The sequence below is a fragment of the Streptomyces cupreus genome (assembly GCF_014257025.1).
Taxonomy (GTDB): Bacteria; Actinomycetota; Actinomycetes; order Streptomycetales; family Streptomycetaceae; genus Streptomyces; species Streptomyces cupreus.
This window is the reverse complement of the sequence record NZ_JACMSF010000068.1, coordinates 18,577-35,961: the sequence shown is the minus strand read 5'-3', so window position 1 is coordinate 35,961 and position 17,385 is coordinate 18,577. Positions and strand designations below refer to the sequence as shown.

The 17,385-nt window shown below is 71.1% G+C and carries 18 protein-coding genes; 3 read left to right on the top strand and 15 right to left on the bottom strand.

Features of this window, described 5'->3' with window-relative positions; genetic code table 11:
• The coding region (gene era, locus H4N64_RS37760) for a GTPase Era (protein ID WP_186287124.1) at window positions 1–883 on the bottom strand (883 nt) is incomplete at its 3' end.
• Window positions 884–1,067: 184 nt separating this feature from the next.
• On the opposite strand from era, the gene H4N64_RS37755 reads away from it, so the two are divergent.
• The gene (locus H4N64_RS37755) at window positions 1,068–2,378 is read left to right on the top strand and encodes an ammonium transporter (RefSeq protein ID WP_186287125.1); all 1,311 of its coding nucleotides are present in this window, start codon (window positions 1,068–1,070) and stop codon (window positions 2,376–2,378) included.
• A complete protein-coding gene (locus H4N64_RS37750) occupies window positions 2,375–2,713 on the top strand; it encodes a P-II family nitrogen regulator (protein ID WP_186287123.1) in 339 nt (112 codons plus the stop codon). The genes H4N64_RS37755 and H4N64_RS37750 overlap by 4 nt, the downstream gene beginning before the upstream one ends.
• A 23-nt stretch (window positions 2,714–2,736) precedes the next feature.
• Here the strand turns inward: H4N64_RS37750 and H4N64_RS37745 are convergent, their stop codons facing one another.
• The 9 genes from H4N64_RS37745 to H4N64_RS45915 all read right to left on the bottom strand — a co-directional run bounded on the left by H4N64_RS37745 (window position 2,737) and on the right by H4N64_RS45915 (window position 9,798).
• Window positions 2,737–3,213 carry a hypothetical protein gene (locus H4N64_RS37745; RefSeq protein ID WP_186287122.1) on the bottom strand — a complete coding sequence of 159 codons (477 nt, stop codon included), beginning with the start codon at window positions 3,211–3,213 and terminating at the stop codon, window positions 2,737–2,739.
• 155 nt (window positions 3,214–3,368) lie between these two features.
• The gene (locus tag H4N64_RS37740; protein ID WP_186287121.1) at window positions 3,369–3,722 is read right to left on the bottom strand and encodes a cytidine/deoxycytidylate deaminase family protein; all 354 of its coding nucleotides are present in this window, start codon (window positions 3,720–3,722) and stop codon (window positions 3,369–3,371) included.
• Window positions 3,723–3,745: 23 nt separating this feature from the next.
• Window positions 3,746–4,105 (bottom strand): MmcQ/YjbR family DNA-binding protein, encoded by a 360-nt coding sequence (locus H4N64_RS37735; protein ID WP_186287120.1) that lies wholly within the window; start codon window positions 4,103–4,105, stop codon window positions 3,746–3,748.
• Window positions 4,102–5,400 carry a hemolysin family protein gene (locus H4N64_RS37730; RefSeq protein WP_186287119.1) on the bottom strand — a complete coding sequence of 433 codons (1,299 nt, stop codon included), beginning with the start codon at window positions 5,398–5,400 and terminating at the stop codon, window positions 4,102–4,104. Before H4N64_RS37730 ends, H4N64_RS37735 begins: the two co-directional genes overlap by 4 nt.
• Window positions 5,397–5,894, bottom strand: a complete 498-nt coding sequence (gene ybeY, locus H4N64_RS37725; protein ID WP_186287118.1) for an rRNA maturation RNase YbeY — start codon at window positions 5,892–5,894, stop codon at window positions 5,397–5,399. Before ybeY ends, H4N64_RS37730 begins: the two co-directional genes overlap by 4 nt.
• Before the next feature lie 13 nt (window positions 5,895–5,907).
• Window positions 5,908–6,963: a PhoH family protein gene (locus H4N64_RS37720; RefSeq protein ID WP_186287117.1), complete on the bottom strand. Its 1,056-nt coding sequence runs from the start codon at window positions 6,961–6,963 to the stop codon at window positions 5,908–5,910.
• Window positions 6,964–7,099: 136 nt separating this feature from the next.
• Window positions 7,100–8,233: a PfkB family carbohydrate kinase gene (locus H4N64_RS37715; RefSeq protein ID WP_186287116.1), complete on the bottom strand. Its 1,134-nt coding sequence runs from the start codon at window positions 8,231–8,233 to the stop codon at window positions 7,100–7,102.
• A 138-nt stretch (window positions 8,234–8,371) separates the two neighbouring features.
• Window positions 8,372–9,661 (bottom strand): enolase C-terminal domain-like protein, encoded by a 1,290-nt coding sequence (locus H4N64_RS37710; protein ID WP_186287115.1) that lies wholly within the window; start codon window positions 9,659–9,661, stop codon window positions 8,372–8,374.
• On the bottom strand, window positions 9,658–9,798 hold the full coding sequence (locus H4N64_RS45915) for a hypothetical protein (protein WP_186287114.1): 141 nt from the start codon (window positions 9,796–9,798) through the stop codon (window positions 9,658–9,660). The genes H4N64_RS37710 and H4N64_RS45915 overlap by 4 nt, the downstream gene beginning before the upstream one ends.
• A 192-nt stretch (window positions 9,799–9,990) precedes the next feature.
• Here H4N64_RS45915 and H4N64_RS37700 point away from each other — a divergent pair, with 192 nt between their 5' ends.
• The gene (locus H4N64_RS37700; protein WP_186287113.1) at window positions 9,991–11,172 is read left to right on the top strand and encodes an MFS transporter; all 1,182 of its coding nucleotides are present in this window, start codon (window positions 9,991–9,993) and stop codon (window positions 11,170–11,172) included.
• On the opposite strand, the gene H4N64_RS37695 is transcribed toward H4N64_RS37700, so the two are convergent.
• From H4N64_RS37695 to H4N64_RS37675, 5 genes are read right to left on the bottom strand one after another with little or no spacing between them, the layout of a single operon-like run.
• On the bottom strand, window positions 11,169–12,158 hold the full coding sequence (locus H4N64_RS37695) for an adenosine deaminase (protein WP_186287112.1): 990 nt from the start codon (window positions 12,156–12,158) through the stop codon (window positions 11,169–11,171). The genes H4N64_RS37700 and H4N64_RS37695 overlap by 4 nt on opposite strands.
• 21 nt (window positions 12,159–12,179) lie before the next feature.
• The gene (locus H4N64_RS37690) at window positions 12,180–13,085 is read right to left on the bottom strand and encodes a ribonuclease Z (protein ID WP_186287111.1); all 906 of its coding nucleotides are present in this window, start codon (window positions 13,083–13,085) and stop codon (window positions 12,180–12,182) included.
• 6 nt (window positions 13,086–13,091) lie between these two features.
• The gene (locus H4N64_RS37685; protein WP_186287110.1) at window positions 13,092–13,445 is read right to left on the bottom strand and encodes a histidine triad nucleotide-binding protein; all 354 of its coding nucleotides are present in this window, start codon (window positions 13,443–13,445) and stop codon (window positions 13,092–13,094) included.
• A 51-nt stretch (window positions 13,446–13,496) separates the two neighbouring features.
• The gene (locus tag H4N64_RS37680) at window positions 13,497–16,721 is read right to left on the bottom strand and encodes a S41 family peptidase (RefSeq protein WP_186287109.1); all 3,225 of its coding nucleotides are present in this window, start codon (window positions 16,719–16,721) and stop codon (window positions 13,497–13,499) included.
• 54 nt (window positions 16,722–16,775) lie between these two features.
• A complete protein-coding gene (locus H4N64_RS37675; RefSeq protein ID WP_186287108.1) occupies window positions 16,776–17,324 on the bottom strand; it encodes a hypothetical protein in 549 nt (182 codons plus the stop codon).
• Window positions 17,325–17,385: the final 61 nt, after the last annotated feature.

Below are 17,385 nucleotides of genomic sequence, written 5' to 3'. Positions count from 1 at the left end.
AGAAGACCGGCGTGCCCAGCAGTGCCTCGATCTGCTTGCGGGACTTGATGCCGACCTCCTTCAGGCGCTTGCCCTTGGGGCCGATGATGATGCCCTTCTGGCTGGGGCGCTCGATGTAGACGAAGGCGTGGATGTCGAGGAGCGGCTTGTCGGCGGGGCGGTCCTCGCGGGGGAGCATCTCCTCCACCACCACGGCGATGGAGTGCGGCAGCTCGTCGCGGACGCCCTCCAGCGCGGCCTCACGGATCAGTTCCGCGATCATGACCTGCTCGGGCTCGTCGGTGAGGTCACCCTCGGGGTAGAGCGCCGGGCCCTCGGGCAGCAGCGGGATCAGCAGGTCCGCCAGCAGGTCGACCTGCTTGTTCGCGGTCGCCGACACCGGGACGATCTGCGCCCACTCCATGCCCAGCTCCTTGCCGAGCTGGTCGATCGCGATCAGCTGCTCGGCGAGGGTCTTGGAGTCGACCAGGTCCGTCTTCGTGACGATGGCGACCTTCGGGGACTTCTTGATCCCCGCCAGCTCCTTGGCGATGAAGCGGTCACCGGGACCGATCTTCTCGTTCGCCGGCAGACAGAAGCCGATCACGTCGACCTCGGCCCAGGTGGTCCGTACGACGTCGTTCAGCCGCTCGCCGAGCAGCGTGCGCGGCTTGTGCAGGCCGGGGGTGTCCACCAGGATCAGCTGCGCGTCCGGGCGGTGCACGATCCCTCGTACCGTGTGCCGGGTCGTCTGCGGCTGGTTGGCGGTGATCGCCACCTTCTGCCCGACCAGAGCGTTCGTGAGGGTGGACTTGCCCGCGTTGGGGCGGCCGACGAAGCAGGCGAAGCCGGCCCTGTGGCGGGCCTCGGCCGGCTCTTCGGAAGACTGGGTACGAACGCTCATGCCGCCCATTCTCCCTGATCCACAGAGCCCCGCCGCACAGGCGTCCACCCCGGCCCCCACAGGTGAGCTTCCGGAAACCCCCACGCAATGAAACGCCCCCGAAACACGGCGGTACACATCCGGAAACGCACACCGGTGAATCTCTGACGAGCCCCCACCCCGTTGGAGACGACACGTGACGACCGTGACCCTCGCCGCGCAAGGCATCGACACCGGCGACACCGCCTGGCTGCTCGCCGCCACCGCCCTCGTCCTGCTGATGACCCCGGGCCTGGCCCTGTTCTACGGCGGCATGGTCCGCACGAAGAGCGTCCTCAACATGCTGATGATGAGCTTCGTGTCGATCGCCCTGGTCACGGTGGTGTGGCTGGCCGCCGGATACTCCCTCGCCTTCGGCGAGGACGCCGCCGCGGGGCTGATCGGCGGCCTCGACCACCTCGGCATGGCGGGCATCGGCCCGGACAGCGTCCAGGGCACGGTCCCCACCCTCCTGTTCGCCACCTTCCAGCTCACCTTCGCGATCATCACGGCGGCCCTGATCAGCGGCGCCATCGCGGACCGCGCGAAGTTCGGCGCATGGCTGGTCTTCGTCCCGGTGTGGGCGCTGCTCGTATACGTTCCGGTCGCGCACTGGACCTGGGGCCCCGGTGGCTGGATCCTCGACAGGCTCGGCGCCCTGGACTTCGCGGGCGGTCTCCCGGTCGAGATCACCTCCGGCGCCTCGGGCCTCGCGCTCTGTCTGGTCCTCGGCCCGCGTCTGGGCTTCAAGAAGGACGCGATGCGCCCGCACAACCTGCCCATGGTGATGCTCGGCGCCGGTCTGCTCTGGTTCGGCTGGTTCGGCTTCAACGCCGGTTCCGCGCTCGGCGCGAACGGCCTCGCCGCCGCGGCCTTCCTCAACACCCTCGCCGCCGGCTGCACCGGCCTGCTGGGCTGGCTCTTCGTGGAGCAGAAGCGCGACGGCCACCCGACCACCCTGGGCGCCGCGTCCGGCGCGGTCGCGGGCCTGGTCGCCATCACCCCGTCCTGCGGCTCGGTCTCCCTGCTCGGCGCCCTGGTCATCGGCCTGACGGCCGGCGTCGTCTGCTCCTACGCCGTGGGCTGGAAGTTCAAGCTGAACTACGACGACTCCCTGGACGTCGTCGGCGTCCACCTGGTCGGCGGCATCATCGGCACCGTCCTGATCGGCGTCTTCGCCGCCGCGGAGATGACCGGCGGCGCCGAGGGCCTCCTCTACGGCGGCGGACTCGCGCAGCTCGGCAAGCAGCTGGTGGCCGTGGTCGCCGTCGGGGCGTACGCCTTCGCCGTCACCTACGGCATCGCCAAGCTCCTCGACAAGACGCTCGGCTTGCGCGCGAGCGAGGAGCAGGAGCACACCGGCCTGGACCTTACGGTGCACGCCGAGACCGCATACGATCACGGCGTCCTGGGCCACGGCGCCCCGGTCAGCTCCTCCGTCGTCCCCTCCGCCCAGAAGGTCAAGAGCCAGGCATGAAGCTCATCACCGCGATCGTCAAGCCCTACCGCCTCGACGAGGTGAAGTCGGCGCTCCAGGAGGTCGGTGTGCACGGTCTGACCGTGACCGAGGCCAGCGGCTACGGCCGGCAGCGCGGCCACACCGAGGTGTACCGCGGCGCCGAGTACCAGGTCGACCTGGTGCCCAAGGTCCGGATCGAGGTGGTCGTGGAGGACGCCGACTGCGACGCCGTGATCGACGCGATCGTGAAGGCCGCGCAGACCGGCAAGATCGGCGACGGCAAGGTGTGGGCGCTGCCCGTCGAGACCGTCGTACGGGTCCGGACGGGCGAGCGCGGCCCCGACGCGCTCTAGGAGCCACGCTCGCCCGAGCGCTGTCAGTCGAAGACGAACGGGCCCGGCGACTGCGGCCCGGTCGCCGTGCAGGTGATGGTGATGCCGAAGACGGTCATCGTCAGCGAGCCGCCGTAGGCCTCCAGACTGTCGCCGGAGGCCACGGTGCCGGGCAGCGGGCCGACCTGGACCGGGTCACCGGCGTCCATCGCCGGGTTCTCGGTGGCCGTGAAGACGGTGGTGCCGCCGCCCGCCTTCACCAGGGTGAGGGTCGAGGCGATGGAGTCCTCGCCGAGTCCGATCGGCGCGGTGATCGCGGAGGAGTTGACGGTGATGGTGGCGGCCGTGCCGTCCTGGGTGGCCGTGAGCGTGGCCGCGCCGCCGCCGAAGCTGCCGCAGTCGGCGTCGATCGTGGCCGACGTGGGGGCGACGGCCGCGGCGGTGGGCGCGAGGACGAGTCCGGTCAGGGCGAGCGTGCCGGCCGCGAGTGCCGCACCGGTACCTGAGCGTGTGCCTCTCATGGGGTTCCGGATCCCTTCGGGTGTGGGGGGACCGACGGCCCGTCCTCGGCAGGTGGGTGCGGACACACTGCGGGAGGGCCGAATCTGACGGTCCGTCGGAACTTACGGTTCCATTGATGCGCGAGAGGCGAAGCCCGGCAAGGATGAATTCCGGACTACTCCGCGGGGACGCTCCGTCGCACGGCACCGTCGGGCCCGGCGAGCAGCACCGGAGTCCCGGCTCCGCCCAGATCCCGTACGGCCGCGAGATCCTCGGCCGCCGCGCTCTCCGCCTCAGTCACCACGGCCGCCGCCTCCAGCGACTTCGCCCCGGACGCCACGGCCATCGCCACCGCCGTCCTGAGCGCGCTCAGCTTCAGCGAGTCCAGCTCCACGGTCCCTGCGACATACGTGCGTCCCGTCTCGTCGCGTACGGCGGCACCCTCGGGCACGCCGTTGCGGGCCCGCGCGGAACGGGCCAGGGTGACGATCTTGCGGTCCTCGGGGTCAAGCGCGTTGCTCTCGGTCATGCCCCGAGCATACGAAGTGGCCGTCAGGGCCGGTCCAGGCGGAGGCGTTCGGAGCGCGGCAGGCCGGCGACGACGAGGTCGTAGGAGTCCTCGATGAGTTCGCGGACCAGTCGGTCGGGGAGGTCGCCGTCGAGCGTGACGGTGTTCCAGTGGCGCTTGTTCATGTGATAGCCGGGGGCGATCAGACCCGGGTGCTCGGCGCGCAGCCGGACCGCGTCCTCCGGGTCGCACTTGAGGTTGACCTTCAGCGGGCTCGCCTCGATCCAGCTCAGGGCGAACATCTTGCCCAGCACCTTGAAGACCGAGATCTCCGGGGCGAAGGGGAAGTCCTCCTCGGCGGCGTTGAAGGACAGACAGAACGCGCGCAGCTCCTGGGGGGTCACTCGTCCTCCGGCCCTTCCTTCGCGGAGCCCACCGGCTCCACCAGCACGGTCACGATCTTGTTCCGGCGGCCCGCCGCGGCCTCCGCCGTCAGACGCAGCTCCCGCTCGTCGGGCAGCTCCACGACGGCCGAGGCACCGGCGATCGGGACGCGGCCCAGCGCCTTGGCGAGCAGTCCGCCGACGGTCTCCACGTCCTCGTCGTCGTACTCGTCGAGGCCGTACAGCTCGCCGAGGTCGGTGATGTCCAGGCGGGCGGTGACGCGGTAACGGTCCTCGCCCAGCTCCTCGACCGGCGGGAGTTCACGGTCGTACTCGTCGGTGATCTCGCCGACGATCTCTTCGAGGATGTCCTCGATGGTGACGATGCCCGCGGTGCCGCCGTACTCGTCGATGACGACGGCGACGTGGTTGCGGTCCTGCTGCATCTCGCGCAGCAGATCGCCGGCGTTCTTGGTGTCGGGCACGAAGGCGGCGGGCCGCATGGTGGTCGACACCAGCTCGCTCTCCGCGTCCCGGCTGATGTGCGTCTTGCGGGCGAGGTCCTTCAGATAGACGATCCCGACGATGTCGTCCTCGCTCTCACCGGTGACCGGGATGCGCGAGAAGCCGGACCTCAGCGCCAGGGTCAGGGCCTGGCGGATGGTCTTGTAGCGCTCGATGACGATCAGGTCCGTGCGCGGCACCATGACCTCGCGCACCAGGGTGTCGCCGAGCTCGAAGACGGAGTGCACCATCCGGCGCTCCTCGTCCTCGATCAGGGACTCCTTCTCGGCGAGGTCGACCAGCGCGCGCAGCTCGGCCTCGGAGGCGAAGGGGCCACGGCGGAAGCCCTTGCCGGGGGTGAGGGCATTGCCGATGAGGATCAGCAGGGGCGGGATCGGGCCCATGATCCGGGCGAGCGGCAGCAGCACGTACGCCGCCGCCGTCGCGGTGTTCAGCGGGTGCTGGCGGCCGATGGTCCGGGGGGAGACGCCGACGGCGACGTACGACACCAGGACCATGACCGCTATCGCGACCAGGAGCGCCTCGGTGGTGCTGTCGAACTCCTGGAGGCAGGCGTAGGTGACGAGTGCGGCGGCGGCCATCTCGCAGGCCACGCGGACCAGCAGCGCCACGTTCAGATAGCGCGTCGGGTCGGCGGCGATCTGCGCGAGCTTCGCGCTGCCGCGCCGCCCCGACCGTACGGCCTCCTCGGCGCGGAAGCTGGAGACGCGCGCCAGGCCCGCCTCCGCGCAGGCGGCGAGCCAGGCGACCACGACCAGCGCGATCGCGCCCAGGACGAGTTGCGGACTCATGAGACGGTCGGAGCCGGGGAGGGGCCGGTCAGGCCCTTCTCCGCGCGCCAGCCGTCCACGATGGCCGCCTGAAGTCCGAACATCTCGGCCTTCTCATCGGGTTCCTCGTGGTCGTAGCCGAGCAGATGCAGCACGCCATGGACGGTGAGCAACTGGAGCTCCTCGTCCATGGAGTGCTGTGTCGGCGCTTCCTCACCCTGCCTCTTGGCGACCTCGGGACAGAGCACGATGTCGCCGAGCAGGCCCTGCGGCGGCTCGTCGTCGTCCTTGGACGGCGGCCGGAGCTCGTCCATCGGAAAGGACATGACATCCGTAGGGCCCGGCAGGTCCATCCACTGGATGTGCAGCTGCTCCATGGCGTCGGCGTCCACGACGATCACCGAGAGCTCGGAGAGCGGGTGGATGCGCATCCGTGCGAGCGCGTAGCGGGCGATGTCGAGGATCGCCTGCTCGTCGACCTCGGTTCCGGACTCGTTGTTGACGTCGATCGACATGGTGCTGGTCTGTCTACTTCCGCTTGTTACGGCCGCCCTTGTGGGTGCCGTTCTCCGTGCCGTGGTGGCTGTCGTACTTCTCGTACGCGTCGACGATACGGCCGACCAGCTTGTGCCGTACGACATCGTGGGACGTGAGGCGCGAGAAGTGGACGTCGTCGAGGCCCTCCAGGATCTCCTGGACCTGCCGCAGACCCGACTTGGTGCCATTGGGGAGGTCGACCTGGGTCACGTCACCGGTGATGACGATCTTCGAGTCGAAGCCGAGACGGGTGAGGAACATCTTCATCTGCTCGGGGCTGGTGTTCTGGGCCTCGTCCAGGATGATGAAGGCGTCATTAAGGGTCCTGCCCCTCATATATGCCAGCGGCGCGACCTCGATGGTCCCGGCGGCCATGAGCCTCGGGATGGAGTCGGGGTCCAGCATGTCGTGCAGCGCGTCGTACAGCGGGCGCAGGTAGGGGTCGATCTTCTCGTACAGGGTGCCCGGCAGGAAGCCGAGGCGCTCGCCCGCCTCGACCGCGGGGCGGGTCAGGATGATGCGGTTGACCTGCTTGGACTGCAGGGCCTGCACCGCCTTGGCCATGGCGAGGTAGGTCTTGCCGGTACCGGCGGGGCCGATGCCGAAGACGACTGTGTGCTTGTCGATCGCGTCGACGTACCGCTTCTGGTTGAGGGTCTTCGGGCGGATGGTGCGTCCGCGCGAGGAGAGGATGTTCTGGGTGAGCACCTCGGCCGGGGTCTCGGGGGCCCCCTCGCCGTTCTCGCTCGCCCGGAGCATGGCGATCGAGCGTTCCACTGCGTCCTCCGTCATCGGCTGTCCGGTGCGGAGCACCAGCATCATCTCGTCGAACAGGCGCTGGACAAGGGCGACTTCAGCGGCGTCGCCGACCGCGCTGATCTCATTGCCCCGGACATGGATGTCGACCGCCGGGAAGGCCTTCTCGATCACACGCAGGAGGGAGTCGCCGGACCCCAGCACGGTCACCATGGGGTGCTGGGCGGGGACGGTGAACTGTGCTCTCGCCTGCCCCTGCGCGGGTGTGTGAGCTGTGGGTGTCTGAGTCATGGGCCGGCTCTGTAGGCCTTGCTCGTCCTCCTCGATACGGTGCGTCCGCCACAGGGGCGGCCTGGCGATTTCCAGGGTACGCCGCACGACTGACAAGCCCGTAGGCCTTTTCGACCCGGCACTTCGGTCCCAAGGATCAGGCCGACCGCCCGAAGCCGATCGTCGGGACCGCCCGGCGCAGTGGCCAGGGGCGGGCCAGTTCCGTGGGGACCAGGTCGGCGAGGAAGGCGTACCGGCGCAGTGCCGCCGGGTCCTGATCGTCGTAGGACTGGATCCTGCGCCACCAGGCGCCGATCTCGGCCCAGCCGGGGGCGGAGAGGGAGCCGCCGAACTCCTGGACGGAGAGGGCGGCGGTCAGGCCCGCGAAGGCGAGGCGGTCGGCGAGCGGCCACTCGGCGAGGGTGCCGGTGACGAAGCCGGCGACGAAGACGTCCCCGGCGCCGGTGGGGTCGAGGGCCTCCACGGCGATGGCCGGCACCTCGGCGGTCTCCCCGGTCCGCCCGTCCACGGCGTAGGCGCCCTCGGCACCGAGGGTGACCACGGCGAGCGAGACGTGCGCGGTGAGGGCGTGGGCGGCGGCGCGCGGGCAGGTGGCGCCGGTGTAGCGCATGGCCTCCTCGGCGTTGGGCAGGAAGGCCTCGCAGTGCTGGAGGTCGGCGAGCCCGGCCAGGTCCCAGGCGCCGGTCTCGTCCCAGCCGACGTCGGCGAAGATCCGGGCGCCCTTCGCGGCGGCCTGGGCGATCCAGGGCGCCTGCTTGCCGGGCTCCAGGGAGGCTACGGCGGCACGCGCGCGTGGGGGGCAGTCGGGGGCCGGTTCCTCCGGGGGCGGCTCGTGGCCGTGGGAGACCATCGTGCGCTCGCCCTCGTAGGCCATGGAGACGGTCACCGGGGAGTGCCAGCCGGGGACGCTGCGCGAGGTGGTGAGGTCGATGCCCTCGCCCTGCTCCAGGGCGTCCCAGCAGTACTCGCCGTAGTGGTCGTCGCCGAAGGCGGCGGCCAGCGAGGTCTTCAGGCCGAGGCGGGCCAGGGCGGTCGCCATGTTGGCGACGCCGCCGGGGCTCGACCCCATGCCGCGCGCCCAGGACTCGGTCCCGCGCACCGGGGCGGAGTCGAGCCCGGTGAAGATGATGTCGAGGAAGACGGTGCCCGTGAGATACACGTCCCAGGGCGGGTCGGCCGGTGTGCGGAGCGCGGCCAGGGGGTCGACCTGGGCCGGACAGTGCTGCCCCGAAGCGGGTCCCTTTCCGGTGGACGCGGCGGACGCGATCACGGTGCGCTCCCTGACGTGGTGCGGATCAGGCCAGTGTGCACCACACCACCGACAACACGCCGCCGGTCACACCCGGACCGCCCGCCGCGTCAGACCACCCCAGGTCCGGGACGTACCACCCCGGGCGGCACGGTCCGGTTACCAGCGGGGCACGCTCGGTGTGACCCACCTCGGTTCGGCCACGCGCATGGCCGCCGCGTCGTCCCGTTCGCGCAGGCCGCCGTCGTCGTCCAGCCACCGCCGGTGCAGGAACCGCAGCCGGTCCCGGTCGAGTTCGACACCGAGGCCGGGGGCGTCGGAGACGGTGACCTTGCCGCCGTCGAAGGTCAGCCGCTCGGTGAGCACGTCCTCCGACTGCCAGGGGTAGTGGGAGTCGCAGGCGTGCTGGAGGTTCGGGACGGTGGACGCCACGTGGGTCATCGCGGCCAGGGAGATGCCCAGGTGGGTGTTGGAGTGCATGGACACCCCGACGCCGAAGGTGCGGCAGATCGCGGCGAGGTGCTGGGTGTTGCGCAGCCCGCCCCAGTAGTGGTGGTCGGAGAGCACGACCTGCACGGCGTCCCGGACGAACGCCTCCTTGATCTCGGCGAACGTCGTCACGCACATGTTGGTGGCGAGCGGCACGTCGGTCCCTGCGGACACCTCGGCCATGGCCGGCGTGCCGAGCGCGGGGTCCTCCAGGTACTCCAGGACGTCGCCCAGCTCCTTCGCCACCTTCAGCGAGGTCTCCACCGACCAGGCACCGTTGGGATCGAGCCGCAGCGGATGCCCGGGAAAGGCCTCCGCGAGCGCCCGTACGGCCGCGATCTCCTCCTCCGGCGGAAACACCCCGCCCTTGAGCTTGAACGAGGTGAACCCGTACCGCTCCTTGAACTTCCGCGCCTGCTCGACGACCCCCGCCGGGTCGACGGCGGCACCCCAGTCGTCCTTCTCGGCGGCGACGCCCGCCGGGTGGTCGGCCCATTTGTAGAACAGGTACGCGCTGTACTCGACGGCGTCGCGCATCTTGCCGCCGAGCAACGCGTGCACCGGCTGCCCGAGCGCCTTGCCGAGCGCGTCCAGACACGCCACCTCGAAGCCGGAGACCACGGAGAGCCGCAGCTTGTCGGCGGTCTGGACGCCGCGAAGGCCGCCTACGTCGACCTGCCCGGAGACCCGGGAGCGGTCGACGGCGATTTCCTCGGCGATGGTGAACAGTCCGTTGAGATCGCCGACTTGACGGCCGATGAGCTTCTCGGCGAAGGGCCGGGCCAGCTCCAGGTACCTGGTGTCGCCGTACGTCTCCCCGACTCCCGTGATCCCGTCGGCGGTCACGACCTCCACGATCAGCCGGGGTGTGTAGGGCTGGTGGACGCCCTGTGTGTTGAGCAGGGGCGGGTCGGCGATGAGGATCGGGGTCAGCCGGACGTCCGTGACGGCGAGGTTCACAGTGCGGCTCCTAAGAGGTCGAGGCGGGTGGTGAGCAGGGCTTTCCGGTCGGCCAGATCGGTGTCGAGGGCCGCCGTCATCCATCCCCCTATGTAGACGGATCCATGTATGTAGATGGAGGTTAGATACGCGAACAACCGGCCGTCAATGAAGGCGATCGTTTACCCGGACACACCGAGGCCAAACAGAATGTGCCTCGGATCACGCCAGTTCCCCTTCTTCACACCTCCCCCGGCTTGATACAAATTGCCCGCGCGTTCCTGTCCATCGACGGTCGTCGCCCCATCCCCCTTTCTGAGCCGCTTCTTTCGCATGCCCTGGGAACGCCCGTGTCCGCCCGCACCACCCTGCCCTGGCCCCTCGTCGCCCTTTTCACGGCCGGGTATCTCGCCCCGTACCTCCTCCCGACCACCGTCGGCCGCCTCGACTCGGGGCTCCCCCTCAGCGCCACCCAGGCGGGCGCCATCGGCAGTGCGCTGCTGCTGAGTTCGGCGTCGGCGGGGTTCCTGCTCGCCTCGCGCGTCGACCGGATCGGCCCGCGCCCGCTCGCCCGCCTCGGCCTCACGCTCGCCGTCCTCGGCTACGGCGGGGCCGCGCTGACCCACTGGGTCCCGGCCGTCGTCGCGGGCGCCATGGTCGGCGGATTCGGCTCCGGTACGGCGACGGCGGTCGCCGCCACCGGGATCGCCGGCCGCCCCGACCCGCACCGTGTCACCACGTACGGCCTGCTCGGCGTCTCCGCCCTCGCGGGCGCCGTCTATCTGACGGTCCCGCACCTCGGCCCCGGCCACGGGCTCCCGCTCGCCGCCATCGCGCTGACGGCGCTGGCGGTGTGGCCGCTGACGTCCCGGCTGACCGGCACCGTCATCAAGCGCTCCGTCCAGCACAAGGCCCCGCTCCCCCACCTCCGCTCAGGACTCGTCCTCGCCGCCGCCCTGATGTGCTGGTCTCTCGCCCAGAACTCCCTGTGGGGCGTCAGCGGCCGGATCGGTCTGACGCAGGCGCACCTGAGCGAGGTCACGGTCGGCGCGGTCTTCGCCGTGGCGCTCGGCGCGGGGTTGCTCGGTGTGGTCGCCGCGAGTGCTCTCGGGCCACGGCTCGGACTCGCGCTGCCCATCGGCGCCGGAACGGCCGTCATCGCGGCCTGCATCGCCTTGAGCGCCTCGGCACGGGACCTGACGACCTTCGCGACGGGCGAGATCGCCTGGAACGCGCTCTACCCGATCGTGTTGTCGTACGTCATCGGTCTCGCCGCGTCTTTGGACAGCCGTGGTCGGTGGGCGGTTCTGGTCGGCTCCGCGTCGTCTTTGGGCACGGCTGCGGGGCCGCTGACGGGCAGCGTGTTGTCGGCGCAGGCGGGGTTCCCGACGATGGGGGCGGTGCTGGCGGCGGGACTGCTGGTGATCGCCGTCCCCATGACGTCGGTCGCCCTGGGGACGGGCAGGCGGACCCTGCCCGTCGTCGAGATCCCGGTGGACGTCCCCGCGTACGACACCGCCAAAGCTGCCTAGAACTCGTAGGCCTCCACCTCGGCCAGATACCTTGCCCGTCGCTCCTCGTCGTCTTCCAAGAAGCTCGCCACGAACGAGTTGCGGGCCAACTCCCGCAGCCGTTCCTCGCTCAGGCCCAGCGCCGAGCGCACCGCGTCGAAGTTGTCGCCCGCGTAGCCGCCGAAGTAGGCCGGGTCGTCGGAGTTGACCGTGCACAGGAGGCCGGCGTCGAGCATCGCGGGCAGGGGGTGGTCGGCCAGGGTGTCCACCGTGCGCAGGCGGACGTTGGACAGCGGGCACAGCGTCAGCGGGACCCGGTCCCGGACGAGCCGCTCGACCAGCGCCGGGGACTCCATGCACCGCAGCCCATGGTCGACACGCTCCACGCCGAGCACGTCCAGGGCCTCGGTGATGTACTCCGGCGGCCCCTCCTCACCGGCGTGCGCCACCCGGCGCAGACCGAGCGCAGCCGCGGCCTCGTACACCTCGCGGAACTTCACCGGCGGATGCCCGACCTCGGCGGAGTCCAGGCCGATACCGACGATCCGGTCGAGGTACGGCTTCGCGGCCTCCAGCGTCTTCATGGCCGACTCGGCGGACTCGTCGCGCAGGAAGCACATGATGAGCTGCGTGGAGATGCCATGGTTCGCCTCGCTGCGGTCCAGCGCGCGGGAGAGCCCCTCGACGACCGTGCCCATCGACAGCCCCCGCGCCAGATGGGCCTGCGGATCGAAGAAGATCTCCGCGTGTCGCACGCCCTGCGCGGCGGCGCGGGCGAGGTAGGCGTTCGCCAGGTCCTCGAAGTCCCGCTCGGTGCGCAGCACCGCCATGAGCTCGTAGTACAGGTTCAGGAAGGACTGGAGATCCTCGAACCGGTACGCCTCGCGGAGCTCTTCGGTGTCCGCGTACGGCAGCTCGACGCCGTTGCGGGCGGCCAGCTCGAAGGCCGGCTCCGGCTCCAGGGTGCCTTCGATGTGCAGGTGCAGTTCTGCTTTCGGGACGGGCATCAAAGCATCGTACGGCCCGTTTCACCGACGCTTCGGGACCGGCACCCGCAGCAGATCGTGCGCCACCGTCAGCTCCCCCTCGAAGCCTGCCGCCCGCGCCTGCCGTTCGAACTCGTCGGGCTCGGAGTAGCGCTGGCTGAAGTGCGTCAGCACCAGATGCCGTACGCCCGCGTCCCGCGCCGCGCGTGCCGCCTGCCCGGCGGTGAGGTGGCCGTGCTCGACGGCGAGGTCGGTGTCCTCGTCGAGGAAGGTCGACTCGATGACGAGCAGATCGCAGCCGTCGGCGAGCGCGTGCACCCCGTCGCACTCCCGGGTGTCCATGACGAACGCGAACCGCTGCCCGCGGCGCACCTCGCTGACCTCGTCGAGACGTACGTCCCCGAGGACGCCCTCGCGCTGGATCCGTCCCACGTCCGGGCCCTTGATGCCGTGCGCGGCAAGCCGGTCGGGCAGCATGCGGCGGCCGTCGGGCTCGATCAGGCGATAGCCGTACGACTCGACGGGGTGGGAGAGCCTGCGGGCCTCCAGCATGTAGCCCGGGGTGGTGGCGAGGGTGCCGTCCGCGCTCACCGGGGCCTGGATGATCTCGACGGTCTCCCGGTACGCGGTGGCGTAGCGCAGACGGTCGAAGAAGCGCTGGCCCGACTTCGGGTAGTGCGCGGTCACCTCGTGCGGGACCTTGTCGAGGTTGATCCGCTGGATGACCCCGGCGAGGCCGAGCGAGTGGTCGCCGTGGAAGTGGGTGACGCAGATCCGGTTCAGGTCGTGCGCGGCGACCCCGGCGCGCAGCATCTGGCGCTGTGTGCCCTCGCCGGGATCGAAGAGGATGCCCTCCCCGTCCCAGCGCAGGAGGTAGCCGTTGTGGTTGCGGTGCCTGGTCGGCACCTGGCTCGCGGTCCCCAGGACCACGAATTCGCGTACGGACATGGCTGGTTACCCGGGGGGCCACTGCATGCCACGGCCGCCGAGGACGTGGGCGTGGGCGTGGAAGACGGTCTGGCCTGCGCCGCTGCCTGTGTTGAACACTACGCGGTAGCTCTCAAGCTTCTCGTCGTAGGCCACATTTCCGGTCTCCTGCAGAATATCGGCGACGAGTTGCGGGGCGGCCGCGGCGAGTTCGGCAGCGTTCGGGTAGTGCGCCTTGGGGATCACGAGGATGTGGGTGGGCGCCTGGGGGTTGATGTCCCGGAACGCCATGGTGGTCTCGGTCTCGCGGACGACGGTCGCCGGGACGTGACCCTCGGCGATCTTGCAGAACAAACAGTCTTCCTGCGGTTCTCCAGCCATGTGCGTGTGCCTCCTCACGCAGGTGATCAGTACGGGGGCATCGTAGTCGGCTCAGGTCGGCATACCCGGCGGAGTTTTCGCCGGACTGTTCTCCAGCGCATCCAGCGCTATCCGGATCGCCTCGTCCAACTGGGCGTCCCTTCCCGCCGCGTGGTCCTGTGGCCTCTGCACCACCTCCACATCCGGATCCACCCCGTGGTTCTCCACCCCCCAGCCCTGGCCCTCCAGCCACATCGCGTACTTCGGCTGGGTGATGAGCGTGCCGTCGACGAGACGGTAGCGGCTGTCGATGCCGATCACGCCGCCCCAGGTGCGGGTGCCGACCACCGGGCCTATGCCGAGGGCCTTGATGGCCGCGTTGACGATGTCGCCGTCCGAGCCGGAGGACTCGTCGGCGACGGCCACGACCGGGCCGCGCGGGGCGTCCTCGGGGTAGGCGTACGGCCGCATGCCGCGCGGCACTACCCAGCCGACGATCCGCCGGGCCAGCTTCTCCACGACGAGCTGCGAGGTGTGGCCGCCGCGGTTCTCGCGGACGTCGACGACGAGGCCCTCGCGGGCCACCTCGACGCGCAGGTCCCGATGGATCTGGGCCCAGCCCGGCGCCTGCATGTCGGGGACGTGGAGGTAGCCGAGGCGGCCGCCGGAGCGCTCGTGGACGTAGGCCCGTCGGCCCGCCACCCAGTCGTGGTAGCGCAGAGGTTCCTCGTCGGACACCGGGACCACGACCGGGTGCCGCAACTCCCCGCCGCCCGCCGGGGACACGGTCAGTTCGACGGGCCTGCCCGCCGTGCCCACGAGGAGGGGCCCGGGGCCGGTCACCGGGTCGACCGGCACTCCGCCGACGGCGACGATCGCGTCGCCCGCCCGTACCGCCACTCCGGGTGCCGCGAGCGGGGCGCGGGCCTGGGGGTCGGAGGTCTCCGAGGGGAGGATGCGGTCGATGCGCCAAGTGCCGTCCGGGCGGCGGGAGATGTCGGCGCCGAGCAGGCCCTGCCGGGCGCCGCCGGAGCCGCCGCGCGGGATGACGTAGGCGTGCGAGGTGCCCAGCTCGCCCTGGACCTCGTAGAGGAGATCGACCAGGTCGTCGTAGGTGGCCACCCGGTCCAGCACCGGGCGGTAGCGGTCCAGGGCCCCGGCCCAGTCCACGCCGCTCATGTCGGAGCGCCAGAAGTGGTCCCGCATGATGCGGCCGGTCTCCTCGTACATCTGCCGCCACTCGGCGGCCGGGTCGATCAGATGCCGTACCCGGGCGAGGTCGACGGTGATGTTGGAGTCGCTGTCGTCGTCGTTCGAGGCCCGCCGGTCGCTGGGCACGACCTTCAGCCGGCCGTCGGTCCACAGCAGCACCCGCTTGCCGTCGCCGCTGACCTCGAAGTGGTCGGCGTCCACGGCCAGATGCTCCACGCGCCGCTGGACGAGGTCGTAGCGCTCCAGCTCGCTCTTGGGGTCGGGGTCGTCCGGGGTGGCCCGGGAGGCGCCGAGTTCGCCGGTGACGGGGTGGCGCAGCCAGAGCACGCCGTCCTTGGCGGCGCGCAGGTCGGTGTAGCGGGCGGCCTCGACCGGGAACGGCACGATCCGGTCGGCGAGGCCTTCGAGGTCGATCCGGGTGGCCGGGGTGCCCTCGCTGTCGGGCGTCTCGTCCTTGTCGGGCGCGTCGAAGGGGCGGCCGTGCCGCTGCGGTCCGAAGGGCGAGGGCGTGGTCGCGGCCAGTGTGATCAGGTACGGGCGGGAACCGGCCACGAAGGCCAGGTCGAAGACGTGCTCGTCGTAGACCGGGTCGAAGGAGCGGGCGGAGAGGAAGGCGAGGTGCTTGCCGTCCTGGGTGAACGCGGGCGCGTAGTCCTGGAAGCGCAGGGGCGTGGCCTCGGTGACCGTCAGGTCGGTGGTGTTGGCGATGCGCAGTTGGCTCAGCGGGGTAGGGCCGGGGTGCGACCAGGCCAGCCAGGCCGAGTCCGGTGAGAAGACAAGGCCGGAGACATCGCCGTCCTCGCTGCGGTCGACCTCGCGGACCTCGCCGGTCTCCCGTTCGACGAGGAGTACCCGTCCGTCGTGCGAGGCGACGGCGGCCCGGCTGCCGTCGGGGGCCACCGCGAGGCCGAGGACGCGGCCGAGTTGTCCGGCGGCGAGCCTGCGCGGGGTCGCGCCGGGGGCGAGGCCGGTCGCTGGGGCGAACTCCAGCGCGTCGTCGCCCTCGGCATCGGTCACCCACACCACCCACTCCTCGCCGTCCACGCGGAAGGTGCGCGGCTTGCGGGCCCGTACGCCGGGTTCGGCGGCGAGCGCGCGGGCCGGTCCTGAGCGGTGGGTGACCCAGTGGACGGCGCCGCGCACCAGAACGGCGCTGCCGCGCGCGGTGTGGTCGGGGGCGGCGGCGCCGAACCAGCGGGCGGCGCTGACCGGGTGCGGGCGGCGGTCGGTGCGCTGGCCGCCGAGCCGGATGTCCAGGCGGCGCGGTTCGGCGCCGTCCAGGTCGTCGAGCAGCCAGAGTTCACCGGCCGAGGCGTAGACGATCCGGGTGCCGTCACCGGCGGCGTGACGGGCGTAGAAGCCTCCCCCAGTCTCGGCTTCGCTCGACCGGGAGGTGCCCCCACCGGGCGTGTGACGGCGCAGGTCGGAGCCGTCGGCGAGGGAGGAGTAGAGCGCGCCCACCCCTTCGTGGTCGCTGAGGAAGGCGATACGGTCACCGGCCCAGACGGGGTACTCGATGTTCCCGTCCAGCTCCTCGTGCAGCCGGACGAACTCGCCCTGCCCCTCCCGGTCGATCCACAGCTTCCCGGCCCGGCCGCCGCGGTACCGCTTCCAGTACGCCGCCTCCAGGCTCATCACCGCCGACAGCAGCACGGTGTGCGGCCCGAGGGCGACATCCCCGACGATCCCGTACGGCAGGGTCGTGGCCGGTCCGCCGTCGAGCGGGACGGCGTGCGCCCAGGTGCGGTCGCGGCTCGCCTGTCCCCGGTTGCTGGTCACGAGGACGTGCCCGTCGGGGGTCCAGCCGCGCACCCGGGTCCGGGCGCCCCAGTACGTCAGGCGGGTGGAGGGGCCGCCGGTCACGGGGGCGGTGTGCACCTCGGGGGCGCCGTCGCGGGTGGAGGTCCAGGCGACGGTGGTGCCGTCGGGCGAGATGCGCGGCAGGGAGACCGGCATGTTGTCGGCGCTGACCCGCCAGGCCCGGCCGCCGTCCAGGGGGGCGAGCCAGACGTCGTCCTCGGCGGTGAAGGCGACCAACTCGCCGTGCGGATGCGGGTACCGGAGATACGCGGCAGGCTGAGTCACCCGATCACCCTACGCAGTCGCGTGACCTCGGGTAAGGGGTTTGCGATCACTGGCTCACTTGCCCTCGGGCCAGCACTGCGGATCCTCCTTGCACCACAGCGTCTTGGTGACGGTCACCGTGACGGTGGGCCCGGGCTGCTGCGCCCCGCCGCTGGGCGGGGAGACCGGGGAGGGGGTCCCGTCGCAGTCGCCGAGCCCGTCGACCTCGAACCACACCTTGCCGCCGACCTTCGCGGTGAGGTGACCGCGCACGCACTTGCCGTCGATCGCGCGGGTGACGACGCCGTCGACGGTGATGTCCTTGCCGTCCTTGGTCCTGCCGGTGCAGTCGACCTCGGCGACGGTCTCCTCGCCCGCGCTGGGAGTGGAGCCGTCGCCGCCGTAGGAGGCGGTGCAGGTGAGCCACTGGACGTCCGCCTTCTGGCGCTCCAGCTCCCGGGTCACCGTCTGGTCGGTGGTCCACGCGATGGACGCGGTGCTCATGCCCACGGCGTCGCACGCGACGGCCCCGCCGACGGCGACCACGACCAGTCCCGCCGCACCCGCCACTCGCGCCCCTCGCGCCCCTCGCGGGCGAACCCAAATCCGCCTCAACACCCCCATGGAGGGCAGCCTGCCACTGTCCGGCCCACCGCGGTAGAGCGCATACGGTCACTCAGCACTC

Excerpts from the sequence above, each read along its gene's own strand:
- H4N64_RS37750 (WP_186287123.1), top strand. The coding sequence starts at position 2,375 with ATGAAGCTCATCACCGCGATCGTCAAGCCCTACCGCCTCGACGAGGTG.
- H4N64_RS37745 (WP_186287122.1), bottom strand. The coding sequence starts at position 3,213 with ATGAGAGGCACACGCTCAGGTACCGGTGCGGCACTCGCGGCCGGCACG.
- H4N64_RS37740 (WP_186287121.1), bottom strand. The coding sequence starts at position 3,722 with ATGACCGAGAGCAACGCGCTTGACCCCGAGGACCGCAAGATCGTCACC.
- H4N64_RS37730 (WP_186287119.1), bottom strand. The coding sequence starts at position 5,400 with ATGAGTCCGCAACTCGTCCTGGGCGCGATCGCGCTGGTCGTGGTCGCC.
- ybeY (WP_186287118.1), bottom strand. The coding sequence starts at position 5,894 with ATGTCGATCGACGTCAACAACGAGTCCGGAACCGAGGTCGACGAGCAG.
- H4N64_RS37720 (WP_186287117.1), bottom strand. The coding sequence starts at position 6,963 with ATGACTCAGACACCCACAGCTCACACACCCGCGCAGGGGCAGGCGAGA.
- H4N64_RS37695 (WP_186287112.1), bottom strand. The coding sequence starts at position 12,158 with ATGCCCGTCCCGAAAGCAGAACTGCACCTGCACATCGAAGGCACCCTG.
- H4N64_RS37690 (WP_186287111.1), bottom strand. The coding sequence starts at position 13,085 with ATGTCCGTACGCGAATTCGTGGTCCTGGGGACCGCGAGCCAGGTGCCG.
- H4N64_RS37685 (WP_186287110.1), bottom strand. The coding sequence starts at position 13,445 with ATGGCTGGAGAACCGCAGGAAGACTGTTTGTTCTGCAAGATCGCCGAG.
- H4N64_RS37675 (WP_186287108.1), bottom strand. The coding sequence starts at position 17,324 with ATGGGGGTGTTGAGGCGGATTTGGGTTCGCCCGCGAGGGGCGCGAGGG.